Annotated in this window: 20 protein-coding genes and 1 riboswitch; of the genes, 11 read left to right on the plus strand and 9 right to left on the minus strand. The window is 59.9% G+C overall.

Annotated elements, in window-relative coordinates:
- Positions 1-2: 2 nt before the first annotated feature.
- A complete protein-coding gene (upp, locus tag ACNYC6_RS18405) occupies positions 3-641 on the minus strand; it encodes a uracil phosphoribosyltransferase (RefSeq protein WP_150704774.1) in 639 nt (212 codons plus the stop codon).
- A gap of 165 nt (positions 642-806) precedes the next feature.
- Between upp and ACNYC6_RS18410 the strand changes: the two genes are divergently transcribed.
- The 4 genes from ACNYC6_RS18410 (at position 807) to ACNYC6_RS18425 (ending at position 2,852) form a co-directional block, all read left to right on the plus strand.
- Complete coding sequence (locus ACNYC6_RS18410) at positions 807-1,364, plus strand: hypoxanthine-guanine phosphoribosyltransferase (RefSeq protein WP_008060214.1); 558 nt, start codon at positions 807-809, stop codon at positions 1,362-1,364.
- Between the two features lie 4 nt (positions 1,365-1,368).
- The gene (locus tag ACNYC6_RS18415; RefSeq protein WP_419708595.1) at positions 1,369-1,842 is read left to right on the plus strand and encodes a WbuC family cupin fold metalloprotein; all 474 of its coding nucleotides are present in this window, start codon (positions 1,369-1,371) and stop codon (positions 1,840-1,842) included.
- Between the two features lie 174 nt (positions 1,843-2,016).
- Complete coding sequence (locus ACNYC6_RS18420; protein ID WP_419708596.1) at positions 2,017-2,502, plus strand: hypothetical protein; 486 nt, start codon at positions 2,017-2,019, stop codon at positions 2,500-2,502.
- 62 nt (positions 2,503-2,564) lie between these two features.
- Positions 2,565-2,852 carry a PA4642 family protein gene (locus ACNYC6_RS18425; RefSeq protein ID WP_419708597.1) on the plus strand — a complete coding sequence of 96 codons (288 nt, stop codon included), beginning with the start codon at positions 2,565-2,567 and terminating at the stop codon, positions 2,850-2,852.
- Between the two features lie 93 nt (positions 2,853-2,945).
- On the opposite strand, the gene mqo is transcribed toward ACNYC6_RS18425, so the two are convergent.
- Both mqo and ACNYC6_RS18435 read right to left on the minus strand, forming a co-directional pair.
- Positions 2,946-4,454: a malate dehydrogenase (quinone) gene (mqo, locus tag ACNYC6_RS18430; protein WP_419708598.1), complete on the minus strand. Its 1,509-nt coding sequence runs from the start codon at positions 4,452-4,454 to the stop codon at positions 2,946-2,948.
- Between the two features lie 740 nt (positions 4,455-5,194).
- The gene (locus tag ACNYC6_RS18435; RefSeq protein ID WP_419708599.1) at positions 5,195-5,428 is read right to left on the minus strand and encodes a hypothetical protein; all 234 of its coding nucleotides are present in this window, start codon (positions 5,426-5,428) and stop codon (positions 5,195-5,197) included.
- A gap of 204 nt (positions 5,429-5,632) precedes the next feature.
- On the opposite strand from ACNYC6_RS18435, the gene ACNYC6_RS18440 reads away from it, so the two are divergent.
- On the plus strand, positions 5,633-6,217 hold the full coding sequence (locus tag ACNYC6_RS18440; protein WP_056726255.1) for a YajG family lipoprotein: 585 nt from the start codon (positions 5,633-5,635) through the stop codon (positions 6,215-6,217).
- Positions 6,218-6,269: 52 nt separating this feature from the next.
- Here ACNYC6_RS18440 and ACNYC6_RS18445 read toward each other — a convergent pair whose 3' ends face one another.
- Positions 6,270-6,476: a hypothetical protein gene (locus ACNYC6_RS18445; protein ID WP_034149566.1), complete on the minus strand. Its 207-nt coding sequence runs from the start codon at positions 6,474-6,476 to the stop codon at positions 6,270-6,272.
- 193 nt (positions 6,477-6,669) lie between these two features.
- Between ACNYC6_RS18445 and ACNYC6_RS18450 the strand changes: the two genes are divergently transcribed.
- Positions 6,670-6,948, plus strand: a complete 279-nt coding sequence (locus tag ACNYC6_RS18450; RefSeq protein WP_419708600.1) for a hypothetical protein — start codon at positions 6,670-6,672, stop codon at positions 6,946-6,948.
- Between the two features lie 53 nt (positions 6,949-7,001).
- On the opposite strand, the gene ACNYC6_RS18455 is transcribed toward ACNYC6_RS18450, so the two are convergent.
- On the minus strand, positions 7,002-8,168 hold the full coding sequence (locus tag ACNYC6_RS18455; RefSeq protein WP_419708601.1) for a 1-acyl-sn-glycerol-3-phosphate acyltransferase: 1,167 nt from the start codon (positions 8,166-8,168) through the stop codon (positions 7,002-7,004).
- Positions 8,169-8,307: 139 nt separating this feature from the next.
- Here ACNYC6_RS18455 and ACNYC6_RS18460 point away from each other — a divergent pair, with 139 nt between their 5' ends.
- The 3 genes from ACNYC6_RS18460 to ACNYC6_RS18470 are packed head-to-tail and all read left to right on the plus strand — an operon-like array spanning position 8,308 to position 9,419.
- Positions 8,308-8,490 carry a CPXCG motif-containing cysteine-rich protein gene (locus ACNYC6_RS18460; protein ID WP_008060224.1) on the plus strand — a complete coding sequence of 61 codons (183 nt, stop codon included), beginning with the start codon at positions 8,308-8,310 and terminating at the stop codon, positions 8,488-8,490.
- 9 nt (positions 8,491-8,499) lie between these two features.
- Entirely contained in the window at positions 8,500-8,760 is a 261-nt protein-coding gene (locus tag ACNYC6_RS18465; RefSeq protein WP_419708602.1) for a putative signal transducing protein, read from the plus strand.
- 35 nt (positions 8,761-8,795) lie between these two features.
- Complete coding sequence (locus tag ACNYC6_RS18470) at positions 8,796-9,419, plus strand: SOS response-associated peptidase (RefSeq protein ID WP_419708603.1); 624 nt, start codon at positions 8,796-8,798, stop codon at positions 9,417-9,419.
- A 24-nt stretch (positions 9,420-9,443) separates the two neighbouring features.
- Here the strand turns inward: ACNYC6_RS18470 and ACNYC6_RS18475 are convergent, their stop codons facing one another.
- Positions 9,444-11,585, minus strand: a complete 2,142-nt coding sequence (locus tag ACNYC6_RS18475) for a methyl-accepting chemotaxis protein (protein ID WP_419708604.1) — start codon at positions 11,583-11,585, stop codon at positions 9,444-9,446.
- Between the two features lie 273 nt (positions 11,586-11,858).
- On the opposite strand from ACNYC6_RS18475, the gene ACNYC6_RS18480 reads away from it, so the two are divergent.
- Positions 11,859-12,677 (plus strand): M48 family metallopeptidase, encoded by an 819-nt coding sequence (locus ACNYC6_RS18480; protein WP_338582975.1) that lies wholly within the window; start codon positions 11,859-11,861, stop codon positions 12,675-12,677.
- 122 nt (positions 12,678-12,799) lie between these two features.
- On the opposite strand, the gene ACNYC6_RS18485 is transcribed toward ACNYC6_RS18480, so the two are convergent.
- The 3 genes from ACNYC6_RS18485 to ACNYC6_RS18495 form a co-directional block, all read right to left on the minus strand.
- A complete protein-coding gene (locus ACNYC6_RS18485) occupies positions 12,800-13,384 on the minus strand; it encodes a TMEM165/GDT1 family protein (protein ID WP_419708605.1) in 585 nt (194 codons plus the stop codon).
- A gap of 90 nt (positions 13,385-13,474) precedes the next feature.
- Positions 13,475-13,597, minus strand: a riboswitch (yybP-ykoY riboswitch).
- A 40-nt stretch (positions 13,598-13,637) separates the two neighbouring features.
- Entirely contained in the window at positions 13,638-14,636 is a 999-nt protein-coding gene (locus ACNYC6_RS18490) for a methyltransferase (RefSeq protein ID WP_419708606.1), read from the minus strand.
- 33 nt (positions 14,637-14,669) lie between these two features.
- Positions 14,670-15,635 (minus strand): 2-hydroxyacid dehydrogenase, encoded by a 966-nt coding sequence (locus tag ACNYC6_RS18495; protein WP_419708607.1) that lies wholly within the window; start codon positions 15,633-15,635, stop codon positions 14,670-14,672.
- 91 nt (positions 15,636-15,726) lie between these two features.
- Between ACNYC6_RS18495 and ACNYC6_RS18500 the strand changes: the two genes are divergently transcribed.
- Positions 15,727-16,356, plus strand: a complete 630-nt coding sequence (locus tag ACNYC6_RS18500) for a LysE family translocator (RefSeq protein WP_008060238.1) — start codon at positions 15,727-15,729, stop codon at positions 16,354-16,356.
- The last annotated feature ends 57 nt before the right edge of the window (positions 16,357-16,413 follow it).

Raw genomic sequence — 16,413 nt, forward strand, 5'->3', positions numbered from 1 at the left:
GCTCACGCGTCCTTCTGCTTGGTGCCGAAGATCTTGTCGCCAGCATCGCCCAGGCCCGGGATGATATAACCGTGTTCGTTCAGTTTTTGATCAATGGATGCGGTGTAGATGGTCACGTCCGGGTGAGCTTTCTCGACGGCGGCGATGCCTTCCGGGGCGGCGACCAGTACCATGGCGCGGATGTCACGACAGCCGGCCTTTTTCAGCAGGTCGATGGTGGCAACCATGGAGCTGCCGGTGGCAAGCATCGGGTCGATGATCATCGCCAGGCGTTCGTCGATTTCCGGGACCAGTTTTTCCAGATAAGTGTGGGCCTGCAGGGTTTCTTCGTTGCGAGCAACGCCCACGGCGCTGACCTTGGCGCCCGGGATCAGGCTGAGCACGCCCTCAAGCATGCCGATACCGGCACGCAGGATCGGCACCACGGTAATCTTCTTGCCGGCGATTTTCTCGACCGACACAGTGCCGCACCAGCCTTCGATATCGTAGGATTCCAGCGGCAGGTCTTTGGTGGCTTCATAGGTCAGCAGGGCACCGACTTCCTGAGCGAGCTCACGGAAATTCTTGGTGCTGATGTCTGCGCGGCGCATCAGGCCAAGTTTGTGACGGATCAGCGGGTGGCGGATCTCGAGGATGGGCATGGGAAAGGCTCCGGCGGCGGGCAAAAAAACCGGCCTAGATTAATCTATCCGAGGGTGTTGTCCTATAGACATTAGAGTACGTTAGTCCACAAACGCTTGATCTGGCCGTTCGGGATGCGTACCTTTGCCCGCTTTTCCGAATCCGTCCCCCCCTTGGAGAGCGCCATGTCCGCTGATCTCGAGCATATCCGTCAAATCATGCGAGAGGCTGACTGCCTGTACACCGAAGCTGAAGTCGAGGCGGCCATCGCCCGCGTCGGTGCACACATCAACGATGAACTGGCGGACAGCAATCCGGTGGTGTTCTGCGTGATGAACGGCGGGCTGATTTTCGCCGGCAAACTGCTCACCCATTTGCAGTTCCCGCTGGAAGCGTCCTACCTGCACGCCACCCGTTATCGCAACGAAACCAGCGGCGGCGAACTGTTCTGGAAAGCCAAGCCGGAAGTGTCGTTCATCGACCGTGACGTGCTGATCATCGACGACATCCTCGACGAAGGTCATACCCTGGGCGCGATCATCGACTTCTGCAAACACGCCGGTGCCCGCAAAGTGCACACCGCTGTGCTGATCGACAAGGACCACGACCGTAAGGCTCGCCCGGACCTGAAGGCCGATTTCGTTGGTCTGCCATGTATCGACCGTTACATCTTCGGTTATGGCATGGACTACAAGGGCTACTGGCGCAACGCCAACGGGATTTTTGCCGTTAAAGGAATGTAAGAAGATGACCACGCCCAGCTTTCTTGATCAGACCCTGTTCGCCGAGTTGGCCGAGAAAGCGGCGACTAATCCTCGTGGGCGTCAGCATCACAACTTTCATCAGATGGAAGAGGCTTGCCATCGCATGGCCGTGGGGTTGCAGCCTTCAACCTATATCCCGCCTCACCGTCACCTGGGTGAAAACAAGGCCGAAACCTTGTTGGTCCTCAAGGGGCGGCTGGGCGTGTTGATCTTTGATGAGACCGGTACGGTGCTGAGCAAGACTGTGCTTGAGGCTGGCGGCGACTGTGTTGGCGTGGACCTGCCAACCGGTGTGTTCCACGGCTTGGTGGTGCTGGAAGCTGACAGCCTGATGTTCGAATGCAAGGCCGGCCCTTACCGTCCGGTCGGCGAGGGTGAGTTGGCCCATTGGGCGCCGCGTGAAGGCGAGCCTGGTGTTGCCGAGTATCAGGCCTGGATGCACGCGCAGTTCGATTGATAATATTTGTAGCCGCTGGCGAAGGCTGCGTCCGGCTGCGCAGCCGTCGTAGGCCGTAAGCGCTGAGCCCGCGGTGCTGCTGAAATAGCCCATTGTCTGTTTCACGACTGCTTCGCAGCCGGACGCAGCCGTCGGCAGCTGCTACAGTGCTCGGCCCCGATTCCGGAGCCTGTCATGAGTCTTTTGATCCGCAGCTGTGCTGCCCTGTTGCTGACCCTCAGCCTGCCCCTGGCTGCCGCGCCGGCGCCGATGCACGGGCAGTTCCTGCCGCCGGATGACCTGACCCTGCGTGACGCCGAGCCTGAGCAGCAACAACTGTTGCAAGTCACCGAATATTCAGTGGTGGTCGGCAGTCAGCGCCAGTCCAACCAGCAGCCCATTCCTGTCACCTCGCCGTTGCTGGTCCGCCTCAAGGGTAAGTCCTTGAACAAAGGCGCGACGATCAATCAGGTGCTGGTCAATTTCGATGGCGAAAGCAAAAGCCTGAAAAAACCGGTCTACGACGACAAATCCAAAACCCTCACCCTCTATTACCCGTTGGCGCAATACCGGGTCGTGATCGACTTGTTGCGCAATGACACGGTGTATTGCCAGTTTCTCAGCTACGCCAACGGCCACATTTGGGCCGACTTGCACACTGGCGCTGTTCGTCCGCGTTGAGCCCGGCGCCCGCGCAGGGGTAAACTGCCCGCCCGTGAAATGTCTGCGAGCTGGAGTCGGCAATGCGTAAAGATAAGAAACAAGTGATTGGTGACGAGATCGGCGATGAGCAGATCAAGTTGTTCCTCGATTTCGAGCCGGTCGACGCGACTTCTCCGTCCCTGCACAAACTGATCAAGGCCTACCGCGGTCTGCGCATCGACGACTTCGAGCGTTTCCTGACGTTCTTCGTCGAGGCCGGTTTTGACGTGAACGGCAAGGACGAGCACGGCAATGACTTCGTTGCCCTGATCCAGGATCAACGCAATGCGCCGGAATACATCGAGCTGATCGAAAAGGCTCGCGGCTAAGATCAAAAGATCGTAGCGAGGCTGCAATTTTTCTGATGGCACAAAAAAACGCCCCGCCCTCAATGAGGACGGGGCGTTTTTTATGCGGCCGAATCAAGCGTAGCTTTCGGTCTCGCTGCTGGCTTCAACCAGTTCCAGGGCAACGTTGTTCTGCGAGTTTATCTTGCGATACAGCGCAGCGTCGGTTTCCAGGACTTTCTCGCGAGCCGGGAAGATTTCCGCCAGTTTGGCAGCCCACTCGCCTTTGGCCTGGCCCGGGAAGCACTTCTCGATCAGTTCCAGCATGATCGAAACGGTCACCGAAGCACCTGGCGAAGCGCCGAGCAGGGCGGCCAGGGAGCCGTCCTTGGCCGCAACCAGTTCGGTACCGAACTGCAGAATGCCGCCTTTCTTCGGGTCTTTCTTGATGATCTGCACCCGTTGGCCGGCCACTTCCAGGCGCCAGTCTTCGGCTTTCGCCTCCGGGTAGAAGCGGCGCAGGGATTCCAGGCGCTGCTCCATCGATTGCATCACTTCGCTGACCAGGTACTTGGTCAGATCCATGTTGTTTTTCGCCACGGCCAGCATCGGGCCGATGTTGCCGGCGCGAACCGACATCGGCAGGTCCATGAAGGAGCCGTGCTTGAGGAACTTGGTGGTGAAGCCGGCGTAGGGTCCGAACAGCAGGGACTTCTTGCCCTCGACCACACGGGTGTCCAGGTGCGGCACGGACATCGGTGGCGAACCTACGGCAGCCTGGCTGTACACCTTGGCCTGGTGATGCTTGACCACTTCCGGGTTGTCGCAACGCAGCCACTGGCCGCTGATCGGGAAACCGCCGAAGCCTTTGCTCTCTTCGATGCCCGAAGCTTGCAGCAACGGCAATGCCGCGCCGCCAGCGCCGAGGAAGACGAATTTGGCGTCGACTTCGCGGGTGCTGCCGCTGTTGACGTCCTTGATGCTGACGGTCCAGCCGCCGTTGTTACGCTTCAGGCCGGTCACGCGCTTGCAGTACTTGACCTGGGCATCGGGTGCGCTGGTCAGGTGCTTGAGCAGTTGATTGGTCAGCGCGCCGAAGTTGACGTCGGTGCCATTGATCACGCGGGTGGCGGCGACAACTTCGTCGGCCGGACGGCCCGGCATCATCAGCGGCATCCACTCGGCCATGGTGGCCTTGTCTTCGGTGTATTCCATGTCCGAGAAGGCGTGGTGCTTGCTCAGTACCTTGAAGCGTTCCTTGAGGAAGGACACGCCGCTGTCGTTCTGCACGAAGCTCAGGTGTGGCACCGGGCTGATGAACGATTTGCACGAGCCGAACGTGCCTTTCTTGGTCAGGTACGACCAGAACTGCTTCGACACCTCGAACTGGGTGTTGATGTGCACGGCTTTCTTGATGTCGACGGTGCCATCGGCAGCCTGCGGCGTGTAGTTCAGCTCGCACAGGCCGGCGTGACCGGTACCGGCGTTGTTCCACGGGTTGGAACTCTCCGCAGCACCGGAATCCATCAGCTCGACGACTTCCAGCTTGATCGCGGGGTCGAGCTCTTTGAGCAGTACTGCAAGGGTGGCACTCATGATGCCCGCCCCAACCAGTACTACGTCGACTGCTTCGTTATGCGCCATTTAACGCGTCTCCAAAATCTGCAGCACCAAATTGACGGCATGGCTGCCAGGCGTTTCGGGGCGTGTCTGTGTTGCCCCTGGTAACCATGGCAGGATCGCCATGTCCGAATCTTCGCAATTTTTCGCAACTTCGACGGACGCTACCTGCCGGGTCTAATCAGAGCCCCATGAACTCATTTCAACGAGCGGCTGGCAATTCGACTTATGGTCGATACATCCGTTTGTGCAACCAAATCCGTAGCGGACAGGCTTCAGGCTCCGGTATTCGAGGCGTACCCGGTCCTGTGTCGTTGGGCTGTTCTAGACGCTAATGGTGCATGTTCAGACGCAAAACTATTCATTTGCTCGCCACACTCTTGTGAAGTTGTGAAAACCCGTTTTTTTCACGCTCTTTTGAAGACGTGAACCTCAAAAAAGGGCTGCCTCTGCCTGGCACCGTGCCCGAATGCTTTGCCGCCAGGGAATTCATGGCAGGCAAAACGGGCAAACAGCTCAGTGACCGAGCGTAATGACAGCTCTGCAGATTCGCGAAAAGTGGAGGTTTTGCTTGAGGAACAGCAAGTGCGCCAGCTTCACTCGATCTGTGTGGGCGGCTCTCTGTGGGCGGTGCGGGGTGTCAATGCCAGGGCATTGACGGTGCTGCGAGGCCCGATCAGGAGACGTCCTTATAATCGGGGGGAGATTGTATCTAAGAAACGCAGGGAATTGGTCGTGTTTTATGACTTTTGTTAGGCGTTCGGTCAGGTGGTCAGCAGTTGCTGCATCCGCGAGCGTCGCTGGCGCGCAATCACGCGGGCGCTGGCGGGCAGGGGTTTGTGCAGCCAGTTGAGGCGGATTTCCTCGATTTCGACCCAGCCATCACCCATGGGCTGCAGGCTGCACTGTTTGAATGCCTGGCAATGGCCGTTGCGGTCGAGCAGGGCGAAGCAGCGGTGCTGCGGGCGTGCTTCGAACAACGAAACGAGAAAACGCATGGCGAGATACCTTTTGGGTGATTGCCGACAACGTTCGCAGCAACTCGTGACGTGCAAGTGAATGCCAAGTGAAAAATGTGTGACAGGAACCGCGTTCCCGAGGGTTTGTCAGAGATTTCAGTAATCGTTGCATGACCCTAGTTAGCCGCAGTGGCCCACCGCTATACTGCCGCCCTGTTTGTGCCTGATTCTGGAGAGAAGAGCATGTTGCAACGCCTGTTGTTCGGTTTGATCACTGTGACCAGCTTGACGCTGGTTGGCTGCGCCCACAGCCCGCAACAACTGAACCCGGAACCCAAGCTGACGGCGCAACTGGCCCCGGTTGGCCACGGTCAGCCTGTCGTGGTACGTGTGGTGGACGGACGTCCGTCGCCAACCCTGGGCACCCGTGGCGGTCTGTACCCGGAAACCAGCGCGATTACCGTACAAGGCGCGCAGATCCTGCCGAAGTTGCAGGCTCAGGCCGAAGCCGCTGTGCGCCTGCTGGGTTTCACCCCGACCGCCAATGCGGCGAACGCACCGCAAATCACCGTGACGCTGGCCGAGCTGAAGTATCAGTCACCTAAAGAAGGCATGTACGTGACTGAGGCCACCATCGGCGCGACCTTCCGCTCCGATGTGCAGAACGCCAACCGCCGTTACAGCGGTCGTTACGGCGCGTCCCTGGACCAGCGCTTCGGCATGGCGCCGAACCAGGAAACCAACACCAAACTGGTCAGCGACGTGTTGAGTGATGCGTTGACTCGCCTGTTCAAGGACCCGACTGTAGGTCAGGTCCTGGGCGAATAACGCGAGCCCACTGCAGGAGCGAGCTTGCTCGCTCCTGCAGTGGGCGTTGGTGTCAGGCTGCTTGCGAGTAAAAATCCAGCACACTCACGCCCGTCAGTAAATCCGCCTCTGGTAAATCCGCGTGTTGATGACCGCCCAGTGCGCAATACACCAGCCAGTGACGGTCCTGGACATTGAAGGCGAGGCTGCCGACGAGGGTTTGTTGTTCGTCGTTGTGAGCGATGAGGTAGAGGCGATCCTGGTTTTCGGCGTGGAGCATGACGCAGTCCGTGTCGGTTTCGAGGCGCGCATGGTCGCCGATGCAGATGACGAAGCCGTGACGCAGGACAGCCATTGGTCATTTGCCGGGTAATTTGTCGCAAAGGGGAGTGCAGGCACCAAGGCTTTCGGTAGAATCCGCGCCGCGGTCGTCGGTCTGGCGCCTGCCACACCGGTTTTGTTTGAGGTTCGTGATGTCGCTGCATTTGATGACGCTGTTTACCGCCCATCCCGCCAAATTGATCAACCTGCTGGCCTTGCTCTTCGCCTTTCCGGGCGGCTGGCTGCTGCACGCGACCCGTCGCCGCGAGCAGCGCGCGATGGCCAGTTTGCAAGCGCAGCGCGAGAGTCGCTCCAGCGAAGAGCCGACGCTGGACTGGGCCACACTGCGCATGAACCGGTTTTTCTACAGCTTCGGCTTCGCCTGCATGGCGCTGGCGCTGCTGGTGTCGTGGATCAGCACGCAGGTTTAGATCCAATAAGAACGGCGCCCGAAGGCGCCGTTCTTGTCTCCAGCCAAAATCGCCTACAGCGGCAGCCCGGATTTCACTCGGTACTGATTACGCACCGGTGTCGCGTATTGCAGAACCAGGAACGGGCGATGTTCCTCGGGGCAGGCGTCCAGCCGTTGCTGCCATTGTTCCTGAGCCTTGGCCAATTCGTCGGCCGGGAATATCTCTGCGGCTTTTGGCACCGTCAACTGCGGATCGGCATCCTTCCAATGCGCGTAAGCCAGGTAGTGCACCGGGAACAAGCGGTAACCGCCCAGAATCTGCTTGTCCATCTCGACCGCCAATTGCTTGGTGTCTTCGAACAGCTCGGTGATTGGCGCGGCAAAGTTCACATGCACCCGGCCTTTGTAACCGGTGATGCCTTTGGCGATGCTCACGTCATCCTCGCCCGGTGCCTTGGTGTAGCTGCCGGTGGTGGCGCGGATGTAGAGTTCGCGGGCCTTGGCCTGATCGCACGGGTCGTATTCATAGCTGATCGACACAGGCGTGAGGTTCAGCGAGCGGATGACCTCGCCGAACGGCTCGTCCTTGCGGCTCATGTGGAACATCTTGAGGATCGCCGATTCGGTACGGTCGTCACCGTCCTTGGCGCGGCCTTCGGCCTGGGCGATCCAGATCGAGGCGCAATCGTTGCGGATCGAATGGTTGATGTACGCCGACAGCAGTTGATACGCCGCCATTTTCTCGCGACGCCCGGTGATCGAGCGGTGCACGATGAAGCTCTTGTTCAGGCGCATCAGGTCGCTGACGAAGGGCTTTTGCAGCAGATTGTCACCGATGGCGATGCGCGGGGTCGGCAGGCCGGCGTGGTATACGGCGTAGTTGACGAAGGCCGGGTCCATCACGATGTCGCGGTGGTTGGCGATGAACAGATAGGCACTGCCTGACTTGAACTGTTCCACGCCGGTGTAAGTGACACCGTCCGTGGCGCGTTCAATGGTGTGGTCGACGTAATGCTCGACTTTGTCCTGCAAAGTGGCCACCGACGTGATACCGGCGAACTCACGGCGCAGCCGATGAGCTATAAGGGGTTTTAGCGCCCAGCCTAATGCGCCGGCAAAACGCGGAAAGCGGAAGTGGGTGAGGATATCTAGAAACGCCTTGTCGCCGAGCAGTCGGTCCAGCACCGCTGGGACTTCGCTGTCGTCGTAAGGTCGGATGGCATCGAATTCGCCCATCATGCTCTCTTGTTAGAAACGGCTAGGGTAAGTAAAGGTTCTGATCGAAAACCGACGGGGTACGGTCTGAAAAAGTAGTCAGACAAAAATAGCCCTGCAAATAGACCGGCGATTATACGCACAAGTCACCTGGGAGACCGCGATGCTGGAAAGCGCAGTTTACGAATGTCCGTATTGTGGTGAGGAAGTCGAGACCACGCTGGACCTGTCCGGTGGGGATCAGACCTATATTGAGGACTGTCAGGTGTGCTGCAGGCCGATAACGTTTGTGTTGCAGGTTCACGAAGACGAATGGCACCTCGAAGTGTTCAGTGAAAACGAATGAGGGGCGCATATGCAGCGCATCTATGAACCGGAAAACCTGATGGAAGGCGAGTTGCTGCAAGGCATGCTCGCCAGCGAGGGCATCGAGGCGCATCTGGTAGGGCGTGATCTGGTGGGCGCCTCCGGTGAACTGCCGATCTTCGGTCTACTGGGGTTGGCAGTGGATAACGACAAGGCCGAATACGCCCGCGAGCTGATCAGTGCGTACAATGCCGCGCTGCCGCTGTCCGGCGATGAACCGGAGAGTTTTCCCGGCACGCTGGTCTGTTAGGCTGGCGTTCGTTTGATCAAGAGTTGTGCTGCCCCATGTGTGGACGTTATGCCCTGTTTCGCTGGAACCGCGACTTCGCGGCCTTGCCCGGTTTTCCCGCCGATCAGCAGGCGCAGTGGAACATTTCCCCCAATGATTCGGTGTTGATGCTGCGAGCCGGCGCGGACGGTCAGCGTGAGCTCGCCCGTGCCCGCTGGGGCCTGACGCCGCCATGGCTGACCGATCTGTCCCGTACGCCGGCGCATGCCCGCGCCGAAACGGTGGCCGAGCAACCGATGTTCCGCCAAGCCCTGCGCGAACGTCGTTGCCTTTTGCCCGCCAACGGTTTCTATGAATGGCGCGGCACCACACGCAAGCGGCCATTCTGGCTGACGCCGGGGGAGGGCTCGTCACTGTTTTTTGCGGCGATCTGGGAAGCGTATCCGGTGCAGGAGCAGGTGTGGTTGAGTACGGCGGTGATCACTCAGCCAGCGGCGAGTCAGCGCAGGCCGTTGATTCTGGATGAGGCGGGGCAGGCGGCGTGGCTCGATCCCGAGACGCCGCTGCATGTCTTGCAAGGGTTGCTGGCCAGTGAGCCTGCCGCGTTGCGCGAAAGGGTACTGGCCAACATGGTCAATGATCCGAAGCTCAATGGGCCGGAGTGTCTTACGCCGGGTTGAGTGGTGCGATCTTTTGACGTTCTGTTAGACCTTGAACTGATTGATCAACCGCCGCTGCTGCTCGGCCAGCTTGGTCAAGTCCGCACTGGCCGCGCTCGATTCATCCGCGCCACCCGCCACTTCATTGGCTACTTGTCCGATGTTGATCACGTTGCGATTGATGTCGTCCGCCACCGCACTTTGTTCCTCGGCGGCGCTGGCGATCTGGGTGTTCATGTCGTTGATCACCGACACCGCTTGCGTGATGGTTTCCAGGGCTTCGGCCGCTTTGGCCGCGTGCTGCACGCTTTCGTCGGTGCGGTTCTGGCTGTCTTCCATCACCCGCACCACATCCCGTGTGCCCTGTTGCAGCTGTTGAATCATGGTCTGGATTTCTTCGGTGGCTTTCTGGGTTTTCTGCGCCAGATTACGCACCTCGTCGGCCACCACGGCAAAGCCGCGACCCTGCTCACCGGCACGGGCCGCTTCGATGGCCGCGTTCAGGGCCAGCAGGTTGGTCTGTTCGGCGATCCCGCGAATGGCGGTGAGGATCGCGTTGATGTTTTCGCTGTCCTTGGCCAGGGTTTGCACCACACCGACCGCCCGGCCGATTTCCACGGCGAGGGCGCCGATGGCGTTGGACGTGTCGCGCACGATCGCCATGCCCTGGCTGGCAGCCTGATCCGCATGACTGGCGGCTTGCGCGGCTTGAGTGGCGTTGCGCGCCACGTCCTGAGCGGTCGCGGTCATTTCATGCACCGCGGTGGCGACCTGATCGATCTCGGCCATTTGCTTGTGCACGCCGGTGTTGGTGCGGATGGCGATGTCGGCGGTGTGTTCCGAGGAATCGCTGACGCTCTGCACCGAGGTCACCACTTGGGTGATCATCACCTGCAACTTGGCTAGGAACGTATTGAAGCCTTTGGCGATTGAACCGAGTTCGTCGGCGCGGTCACTGGTCAGGCGGCGGGTCAGGTCGCCTTCGCCCTGCGCAATGTCATCGAGCATGGCAACCATCTGCTTGAGTGGACGGGCGATGCCGTGGCCCACCAGCCAGATCACCAGCAAGCCGATACCGGCAATCACCAGTCCGACCATCGCCATGCCGAAGGTGTCGGATTTGCGCTGTGCGTTCAGGTCAGCCTGAAGTGTTTGCAGGTCGGCCATCACCGCGTTCAGCGGCAATTGCAGCATCAAGGTCCAGCGCGCATCGGTCTGGCCGATGCCGAACGGCAGGTACAACTCGATCCGGCCCTGGGCCTTGTCCACGGTGTAAGTGACTTCGCCGCGCTTGAGATTGGCCATGTTGGCGATCTGCTTGCTGTCGAGGATGTCGCTGACCTTCTCGCCGAATTTGCTCGGGTCCTTGGTGTAGGCAACGATCCGGCCATTGCCGCCGATCAGGGTCATTTCCCCTGCGCCGCTGTAGAGCTTCTGGTTGGCGCCCAGGAGCATTTCCTGGATGAAGTTCACCGACAGGTCGGCACCGACGATGCCCTGGAAGGCGCCGTTGAGCATGATCGGTTCAATAAAGGAGGCGAGCATGACGATTTTGTCGCCGACCTTGTAGGGCGCCGGGTCGATCACGCAGGACTTCCTGGTTTCTTTCGAGCACAGGTAGTACTCGCTGGCGCGCACGCCAGTGGACAGGGTTTTCTGGTCATCGACGTCCACCAGTTTGTCCAGGCCCAGGCTGCCGTCTTCGTTGCGGAACCACCACGGCAGAAAGCGACCGTTGCTGGCGTCGATGCCTACAACCTGGGTGCCGACGTAGGCCGCATCGTTGTGATCCAGTGCGTCTTTTTCCCAACCGATGTAGGTACCGAGGATTTTCGGGTTCTTGGCCACGTTTTCCTTGATCAGCCCGATCAATTGTTCACGGCTGAGGCTCAGCGCAGGTTTGCCATCAGCGCCCGGTGTGCCGATCAGTGCGTTGACCCGCACCAGGCCGCCGGCAATCAGCAGCGGCGCTTCGAGCTCACGCTGGATCTGGCTAACCTGGGTTTGCGCCAGCGAGGTCAGGCGCTGTTCGATGACTTGCTCGAATTGCGCCTGGGTCCGCTCCTGGACCATATCTTGCGTCCGGGCACCGGAAAACAGCGCGTAAACGACCAGGGCCGCCACCACGCTCAGAACGATGGCGCCGGCCAGGGCCGCCACGGAAAACTGGATCGACTTGAATTTCATGAGTGCTCCGCACGCAATAGGACGTCTGCGGAGGTGTATCGGCAGGGGGCTGAGCGGGCATGAGCGCGCATCGGTGAAATGACTGTATTGGAGAACTCGATGTCGCAAATGAATCATTGCCGGCGGGCTGGCCGCTGTGGCTTGCGCGGGTTTGTGAATTTTTTCCTGCGGCGAAGAGAGCTTTGTCCGAAATGTGCGTCATATATCCCGTTGTATCTGGCGTCGATACATTTCCACGCCTAGGATACGGTCATGTTTTCAGGGAGCTTTTTGATGAACAAGACATTGGTTTCGTGTGCGCTGGGCACAGCTCTGCTGCTCGCCGGTTGCCAGTCTGTCAACACCACTAGCGGTGGCGCTGTGGGTGTTGAGCGTAAGCAGTACATGTTCAGCATGTTGTCCTCGCAAGAGGTCGACCAGATGTACGCCCAGTCTTATCAAAAGACCGTCGGCGAAGCATCCAGCAAAGGTGTGCTGGACAAGACCAGTAGCGATGCCAAGCGCGTGCAGGCGATTGCCGACCGGCTGATTGCCCAGGCGCCGAACTTTCGTCCGGATGCGGCCCAGTGGAAGTGGGAAGTCAATCTGATCAAGAGCGACGAGCTCAATGCCAACTGTGGCCCTGGCGGCAAGATCATTTTCTACACCGGGCTGATCGACAGCCTGCAACTGACCGACGATGAAATCGCTGCGGTCATGGGTCATGAAATCGCCCACGCCTTGCGTGAGCACGGTCGTGAAGCGATGTCCAAGGCGTACGGCATGGAAATGGCGAAGCAGGGCGCGGGTGCGTTGTTCGGGTTGGGGCAGGACACACTGGCGCTGGCCGATACCGTGGCCAACTACGGCATGACCTTGCCCAACAGCCGCGCCAATGAAAACGAAGCGGACCTGATTGGCCTGGAGCTGGCCGCCCGTGCCGGTTACAACCCGAATGCCGCGATCACCCTGTGGAACAAGATGACCAAAGCTTCGGAAGGTTCGCCGCCGGAGTTCATGAGCACTCACCCGGCTTCGACCAGCCGGATTGCGGCGTTGCAGGCAGCGATTCCTAAAGTGATGCCGTTATACGAGCAGGCCAGGAAGTCCTGATCGTCATGCGGTGAGGCTGCGGCCTCATCGCGAGCCGGCTCGCTCCTGCATTGGAACGCGTCGCTCCTGTGGGAGCGAGCCTGCTCGCGATAAACGATGACGCGGTCTACCGACCTGCACCGTCAAACCCAGCCACTGCTCTGCATCGCCTTGTACACCGCAACAATCGCCAGAATGAAGAACGCCGACGCCGCCAGGCGCCGAATCAGCGTCAACGGCAATTTGTCCGCCGCAAAGTTACCCGCCAGAACCACCGGCACGTTGGCGATCAACATCCCGACGGTGGTGCCGATGATCACCAGCCACAATTCCGGATATTGCGCGGCGAGCATCACGGTCGCGATTTGCGTCTTGTCGCCGATTTCCGCGAGGAAGAACGCGATCAGCGTGGTCAGAAACGGCCCGAACTTTCGGGCGGTGCTGGCTTCGTCGTCGTCCATCTTGTCCGGCACCAGGGTCCACAACGCGGTCGCTGCGAAGCTCGCCGCGAGGATCCAGTGCAGCAACGTATCCGAGAAGAAGCCCCCGACCCAGGCACCCACCGCACCGGCCGCCGCGTGGTTGGCCAGGGTCGCGGCAACGATGCCGGCGATGATCGGCCACGGTTTGCGGAAGCGGGCAGCGAGAATGAGTGCGAGCAGTTGCGTCTTGTCGCCGATTTCGGCCAAGGCAACGATTGCGGTGGGTACGAGTAATGAATCCAGCATCAGGGGTTTTCCTAAGGGGCGGGTCGACACGGCTATGACACGTACAGCCTTCCCGCCCCGGGTAAGGTGTTCGTGTCATAGGTCTTGTCAAACCCTGCGATCCGTCTGATGCGGACGCTTGGGTCGCATACGCCATGGTCTGAGGACCAAGTATGTTGACGTATGCCGGACGAGCATGGCGCTCGTGGGAGACTACTCCCCTAGGACGGAGCGGATTCTGCCTAGGCAAAATCCATTCGGCAAGAACAAATTTTCAGCCGCGTTTGGCTCGGTAGATTCGGAAACCCTGTCCTTCGGCCTTGATGGCGCACACGCCCAGATGCTCCTCGATCAGTGGTTGATACTTCAGGAAGCTGTTGGCAACCAAACGCAGTTCGCCACCGTTTTTCAGATGTTTGGCTGCTTTTCGCAGCAAGTTCTCCGTAGCGTAATAATCGGTGTGCACGCCGACATGGAAGGGCGGGTTGCTTAAAATCGCACTCAAACCCATCGGTGCAGCGTCGATGCCGTCGCCGGTCATCACGTCAGCTTCCAGACCGTTGGCAGCGAGGGTCAAGCGACTGCTGGCGGCGGCAAACGCGTCGACGTCGAGCAAAGTCACCTGATTGTGCGGATAACGACGTTTTACCGCCGCGCCCAACACACCCGCGCCGCAACCGAAGTCCAGCAAATGGCCGCTTGGCAATTTGTCCAGATGCTCCAGCAACAGCGCACTGCCGCGATCCAGTCGGCCATGGCTGAAAACACCCGGCAGGCTGATGACTTTGAGCGGACCTTCAGCCAGCGGCAGTTCGTATTCCCGGGCCAGGCTTTCCAGCGATTTGGCGGTGGGGGCGTTGACCACGGTGACTTGCCAGAGCTGGCAATGACGTGCGCTGTCGAGCTTGCGCGGCTTGCCGAAGGGCATCAGTTGTTTGGCCGCGCCTTCGATGCCACTCTTTTTCTCGCCCACCAGAAACACCTCGCGACCTTCCAGGCGCGAGGCCACGGCATTGAGGATGTAATCGGTCAGATCCTTGGACTTGGGCAAAAACACCACGGCCGCATCGAAAGCCTGTTCGGGCACATTTACGCCAAAATGGCTGCGCTCGGCAAAGCGGGCGTCCAGCGCGGCTTGGTCACCGGCATGCCAGCACCAGCCGTGCGCGGCGGGCAGGCGGCCGAGCAAATCGTCGGCGGGCAAACCGGCCAGCAATACCGAACCCTGGAATAATTCAGCCTGACGAAGCAGTACTTCACTGCGCGGATCCATAACTGCTCCTGTGGAAAAAAGTGCCGCAGTTTATCAACTGACGACCCGCAGTGCCTTACCGCTGAAGTATCCGAGGGCATTTTCGGTCACTTGCCCCACGATGCGCTGGCGCGCCTCGCGACTGCCCCAGGCATTGTGCGGGGTGACGATCAGGCGCGGGATGTCATTGGCCAGCAATGGGTTGCCATTGATTGGCGGTTCGACGCTCAGCACGTCAGTGGCAGCGCCGCCGAGGTGGCCGTTGCGCAAGGCATCGGCCAGCGCTTGCTCATCGATCAAGCCACCACGAGCCGTGTTGACCACGAACGCGCCGGGTTTCATCGAGGCCAGTTCGCGGGCACCGATGAAGTGACGGGTGTGTTCATTGAGCGGGCAGTGCAGGGTCAGTGCATCGATTTGCGGCAGCAATTCGTCCAGCGGCAAACGGTCCGGCCGGGCCGGGCGCCCCGGAATCTGCCCCAGCAATACACGCATGCCGAAAGCGTCGGCGAGTCGCGCGACCGCGCCGCCCAGTTCGCCATGACCGAGCAGGCCGAGGGTTTTGCCTTCCAGTTCAACGATCGGGTAATCCAGCAGGCAGAACTGCCTGGCCTGCTGCCAGCGACCTTCGCCGACGGCTTTCTGATAATCGGCCAGGCGCGTCGCCAGGTTGAGAAGCAGCATGATCGTGTGTTGCGCCACGGATGGCGTGCCGTAACCCTGACAGTTGCACACGGTAATCCCGTGGGCGCGGGCGGCTGCGAGGTCGACGTTGTTGGTGCCGGTGGCGGTGATCAGGATCAGTTTCAGCTCGGGGCTGGCCGCCATCGCAGCGGCATCGATCAGGATTTTGTTGCTGATGGCGACAGTCGCGCCCTTGAGATGGTCGATCACCTGATCCGGCAAGGTCTGGGCATACAGTTGCAGTTCGCTGAAGCAGTCGCGAAGCGGGCTGAGGTCGAGATCGCCCAGGTCCAGGGATGGGTGGTCGAGGAAAACGGCGCGGCGAATGTTCGTCATCAACTGTACCTTTTGTGCAATGAACTGAAGGCGTAATCTGCCGAGCCTACCAGATGAAATAAATAGTTACGCTTGGCCTAAAGGAGCCCCCATGTACTGGACCGAGTTCTTGACCGTTGCCCTGATCCACCTGCTGGCCGTCGCCAGCCCCGGCCCGGACTTCGCCGTGGTGGTGCGTGAAAGCGTAACGCATGGTCGTCGCGCGGGCACCTGGACGGCGCTGGGCGTCGGTACGGCGATTTTTCTGCACGTGGGGTATTCGCTGCTAGGTATCGGCCTGATCGTGTCCCAGTCGATCGTACTGTTCAACGCCTTGAAGTGGGCCGCCGCTGCTTACCTGCTGTACATCGGCTTCAAGGCGCTGCGGGCGCAACCGGCCAAAGCGGTGACCGATGATCTGCACAAGGAAGCCGGCGAGCGCACCGCGCGTGGCGCCTTCACTTCCGGTTTTGTGACTAACGGTCTTAACCCGAAAGCCACACTGTTCTTCCTGTCGCTGTTCACCGTGGTGATCAATCCGCACACGCCGCTGGCGGTGCAGGCCGGTTACGGGGTTTACCTGGCGGTGGCCACGGCGATCTGGTTCTGCCTGGTGGCCATGCTGTTCAGCCAGCAGCGCGTGCGCGCCGGCTTTGCCCGTATGGGGCACTGGTTCGACCGAACCATGGGCGCGGTGTTGATTGCGATTGGCGTGAAGCTCGCGTTTACTGAGATGCACTGACCGTAAAGGTCAATGATGACCCGCAAATGCTGGCGCAACGCTAGCATTTGTGCGGCT

Source organism: Pseudomonas sp. NFX224 (assembly GCF_048565165.1).
Taxonomy (GTDB): domain Bacteria; phylum Pseudomonadota; class Gammaproteobacteria; order Pseudomonadales; family Pseudomonadaceae; genus Aquipseudomonas.

What these genes read in the sequence shown, in the direction of transcription:
- ACNYC6_RS18480 (WP_338582975.1), top strand. Translation starts at nt 11,859, where the DNA reads ATGAACAAGACATTGGTTTCGTGTGCGCTGGGCACAGCTCTGCTGCTC.
- ACNYC6_RS18440 (WP_056726255.1), top strand. Translation starts at nt 5,633, where the DNA reads ATGTTGCAACGCCTGTTGTTCGGTTTGATCACTGTGACCAGCTTGACG.
- ACNYC6_RS18425 (WP_419708597.1), top strand. Translation starts at nt 2,565, where the DNA reads ATGCGTAAAGATAAGAAACAAGTGATTGGTGACGAGATCGGCGATGAG.
- ACNYC6_RS18500 (WP_008060238.1), top strand. Translation starts at nt 15,727, where the DNA reads ATGTACTGGACCGAGTTCTTGACCGTTGCCCTGATCCACCTGCTGGCC.
- ACNYC6_RS18470 (WP_419708603.1), top strand. Translation starts at nt 8,796, where the DNA reads ATGTGTGGACGTTATGCCCTGTTTCGCTGGAACCGCGACTTCGCGGCC.
- ACNYC6_RS18485 (WP_419708605.1), bottom strand. Translation starts at nt 13,384, where the DNA reads ATGCTGGATTCATTACTCGTACCCACCGCAATCGTTGCCTTGGCCGAA.
- mqo (WP_419708598.1), bottom strand. Translation starts at nt 4,454, where the DNA reads ATGGCGCATAACGAAGCAGTCGACGTAGTACTGGTTGGGGCGGGCATC.
- ACNYC6_RS18420 (WP_419708596.1), top strand. Translation starts at nt 2,017, where the DNA reads ATGAGTCTTTTGATCCGCAGCTGTGCTGCCCTGTTGCTGACCCTCAGC.
- ACNYC6_RS18495 (WP_419708607.1), bottom strand. Translation starts at nt 15,635, where the DNA reads ATGACGAACATTCGCCGCGCCGTTTTCCTCGACCACCCATCCCTGGAC.
- ACNYC6_RS18460 (WP_008060224.1), top strand. Translation starts at nt 8,308, where the DNA reads ATGCTGGAAAGCGCAGTTTACGAATGTCCGTATTGTGGTGAGGAAGTC.
- upp (WP_150704774.1), bottom strand. Translation starts at nt 641, where the DNA reads ATGCCCATCCTCGAGATCCGCCACCCGCTGATCCGTCACAAACTTGGC.
- ACNYC6_RS18435 (WP_419708599.1), bottom strand. Translation starts at nt 5,428, where the DNA reads ATGCGTTTTCTCGTTTCGTTGTTCGAAGCACGCCCGCAGCACCGCTGC.
- ACNYC6_RS18465 (WP_419708602.1), top strand. Translation starts at nt 8,500, where the DNA reads ATGCAGCGCATCTATGAACCGGAAAACCTGATGGAAGGCGAGTTGCTG.
- ACNYC6_RS18490 (WP_419708606.1), bottom strand. Translation starts at nt 14,636, where the DNA reads ATGGATCCGCGCAGTGAAGTACTGCTTCGTCAGGCTGAATTATTCCAG.
- ACNYC6_RS18410 (WP_008060214.1), top strand. Translation starts at nt 807, where the DNA reads ATGTCCGCTGATCTCGAGCATATCCGTCAAATCATGCGAGAGGCTGAC.
- ACNYC6_RS18450 (WP_419708600.1), top strand. Translation starts at nt 6,670, where the DNA reads ATGTCGCTGCATTTGATGACGCTGTTTACCGCCCATCCCGCCAAATTG.
- ACNYC6_RS18415 (WP_419708595.1), top strand. Translation starts at nt 1,369, where the DNA reads ATGACCACGCCCAGCTTTCTTGATCAGACCCTGTTCGCCGAGTTGGCC.
- ACNYC6_RS18475 (WP_419708604.1), bottom strand. Translation starts at nt 11,585, where the DNA reads ATGAAATTCAAGTCGATCCAGTTTTCCGTGGCGGCCCTGGCCGGCGCC.
- ACNYC6_RS18455 (WP_419708601.1), bottom strand. Translation starts at nt 8,168, where the DNA reads ATGATGGGCGAATTCGATGCCATCCGACCTTACGACGACAGCGAAGTC.
- ACNYC6_RS18445 (WP_034149566.1), bottom strand. Translation starts at nt 6,476, where the DNA reads ATGCTCCACGCCGAAAACCAGGATCGCCTCTACCTCATCGCTCACAAC.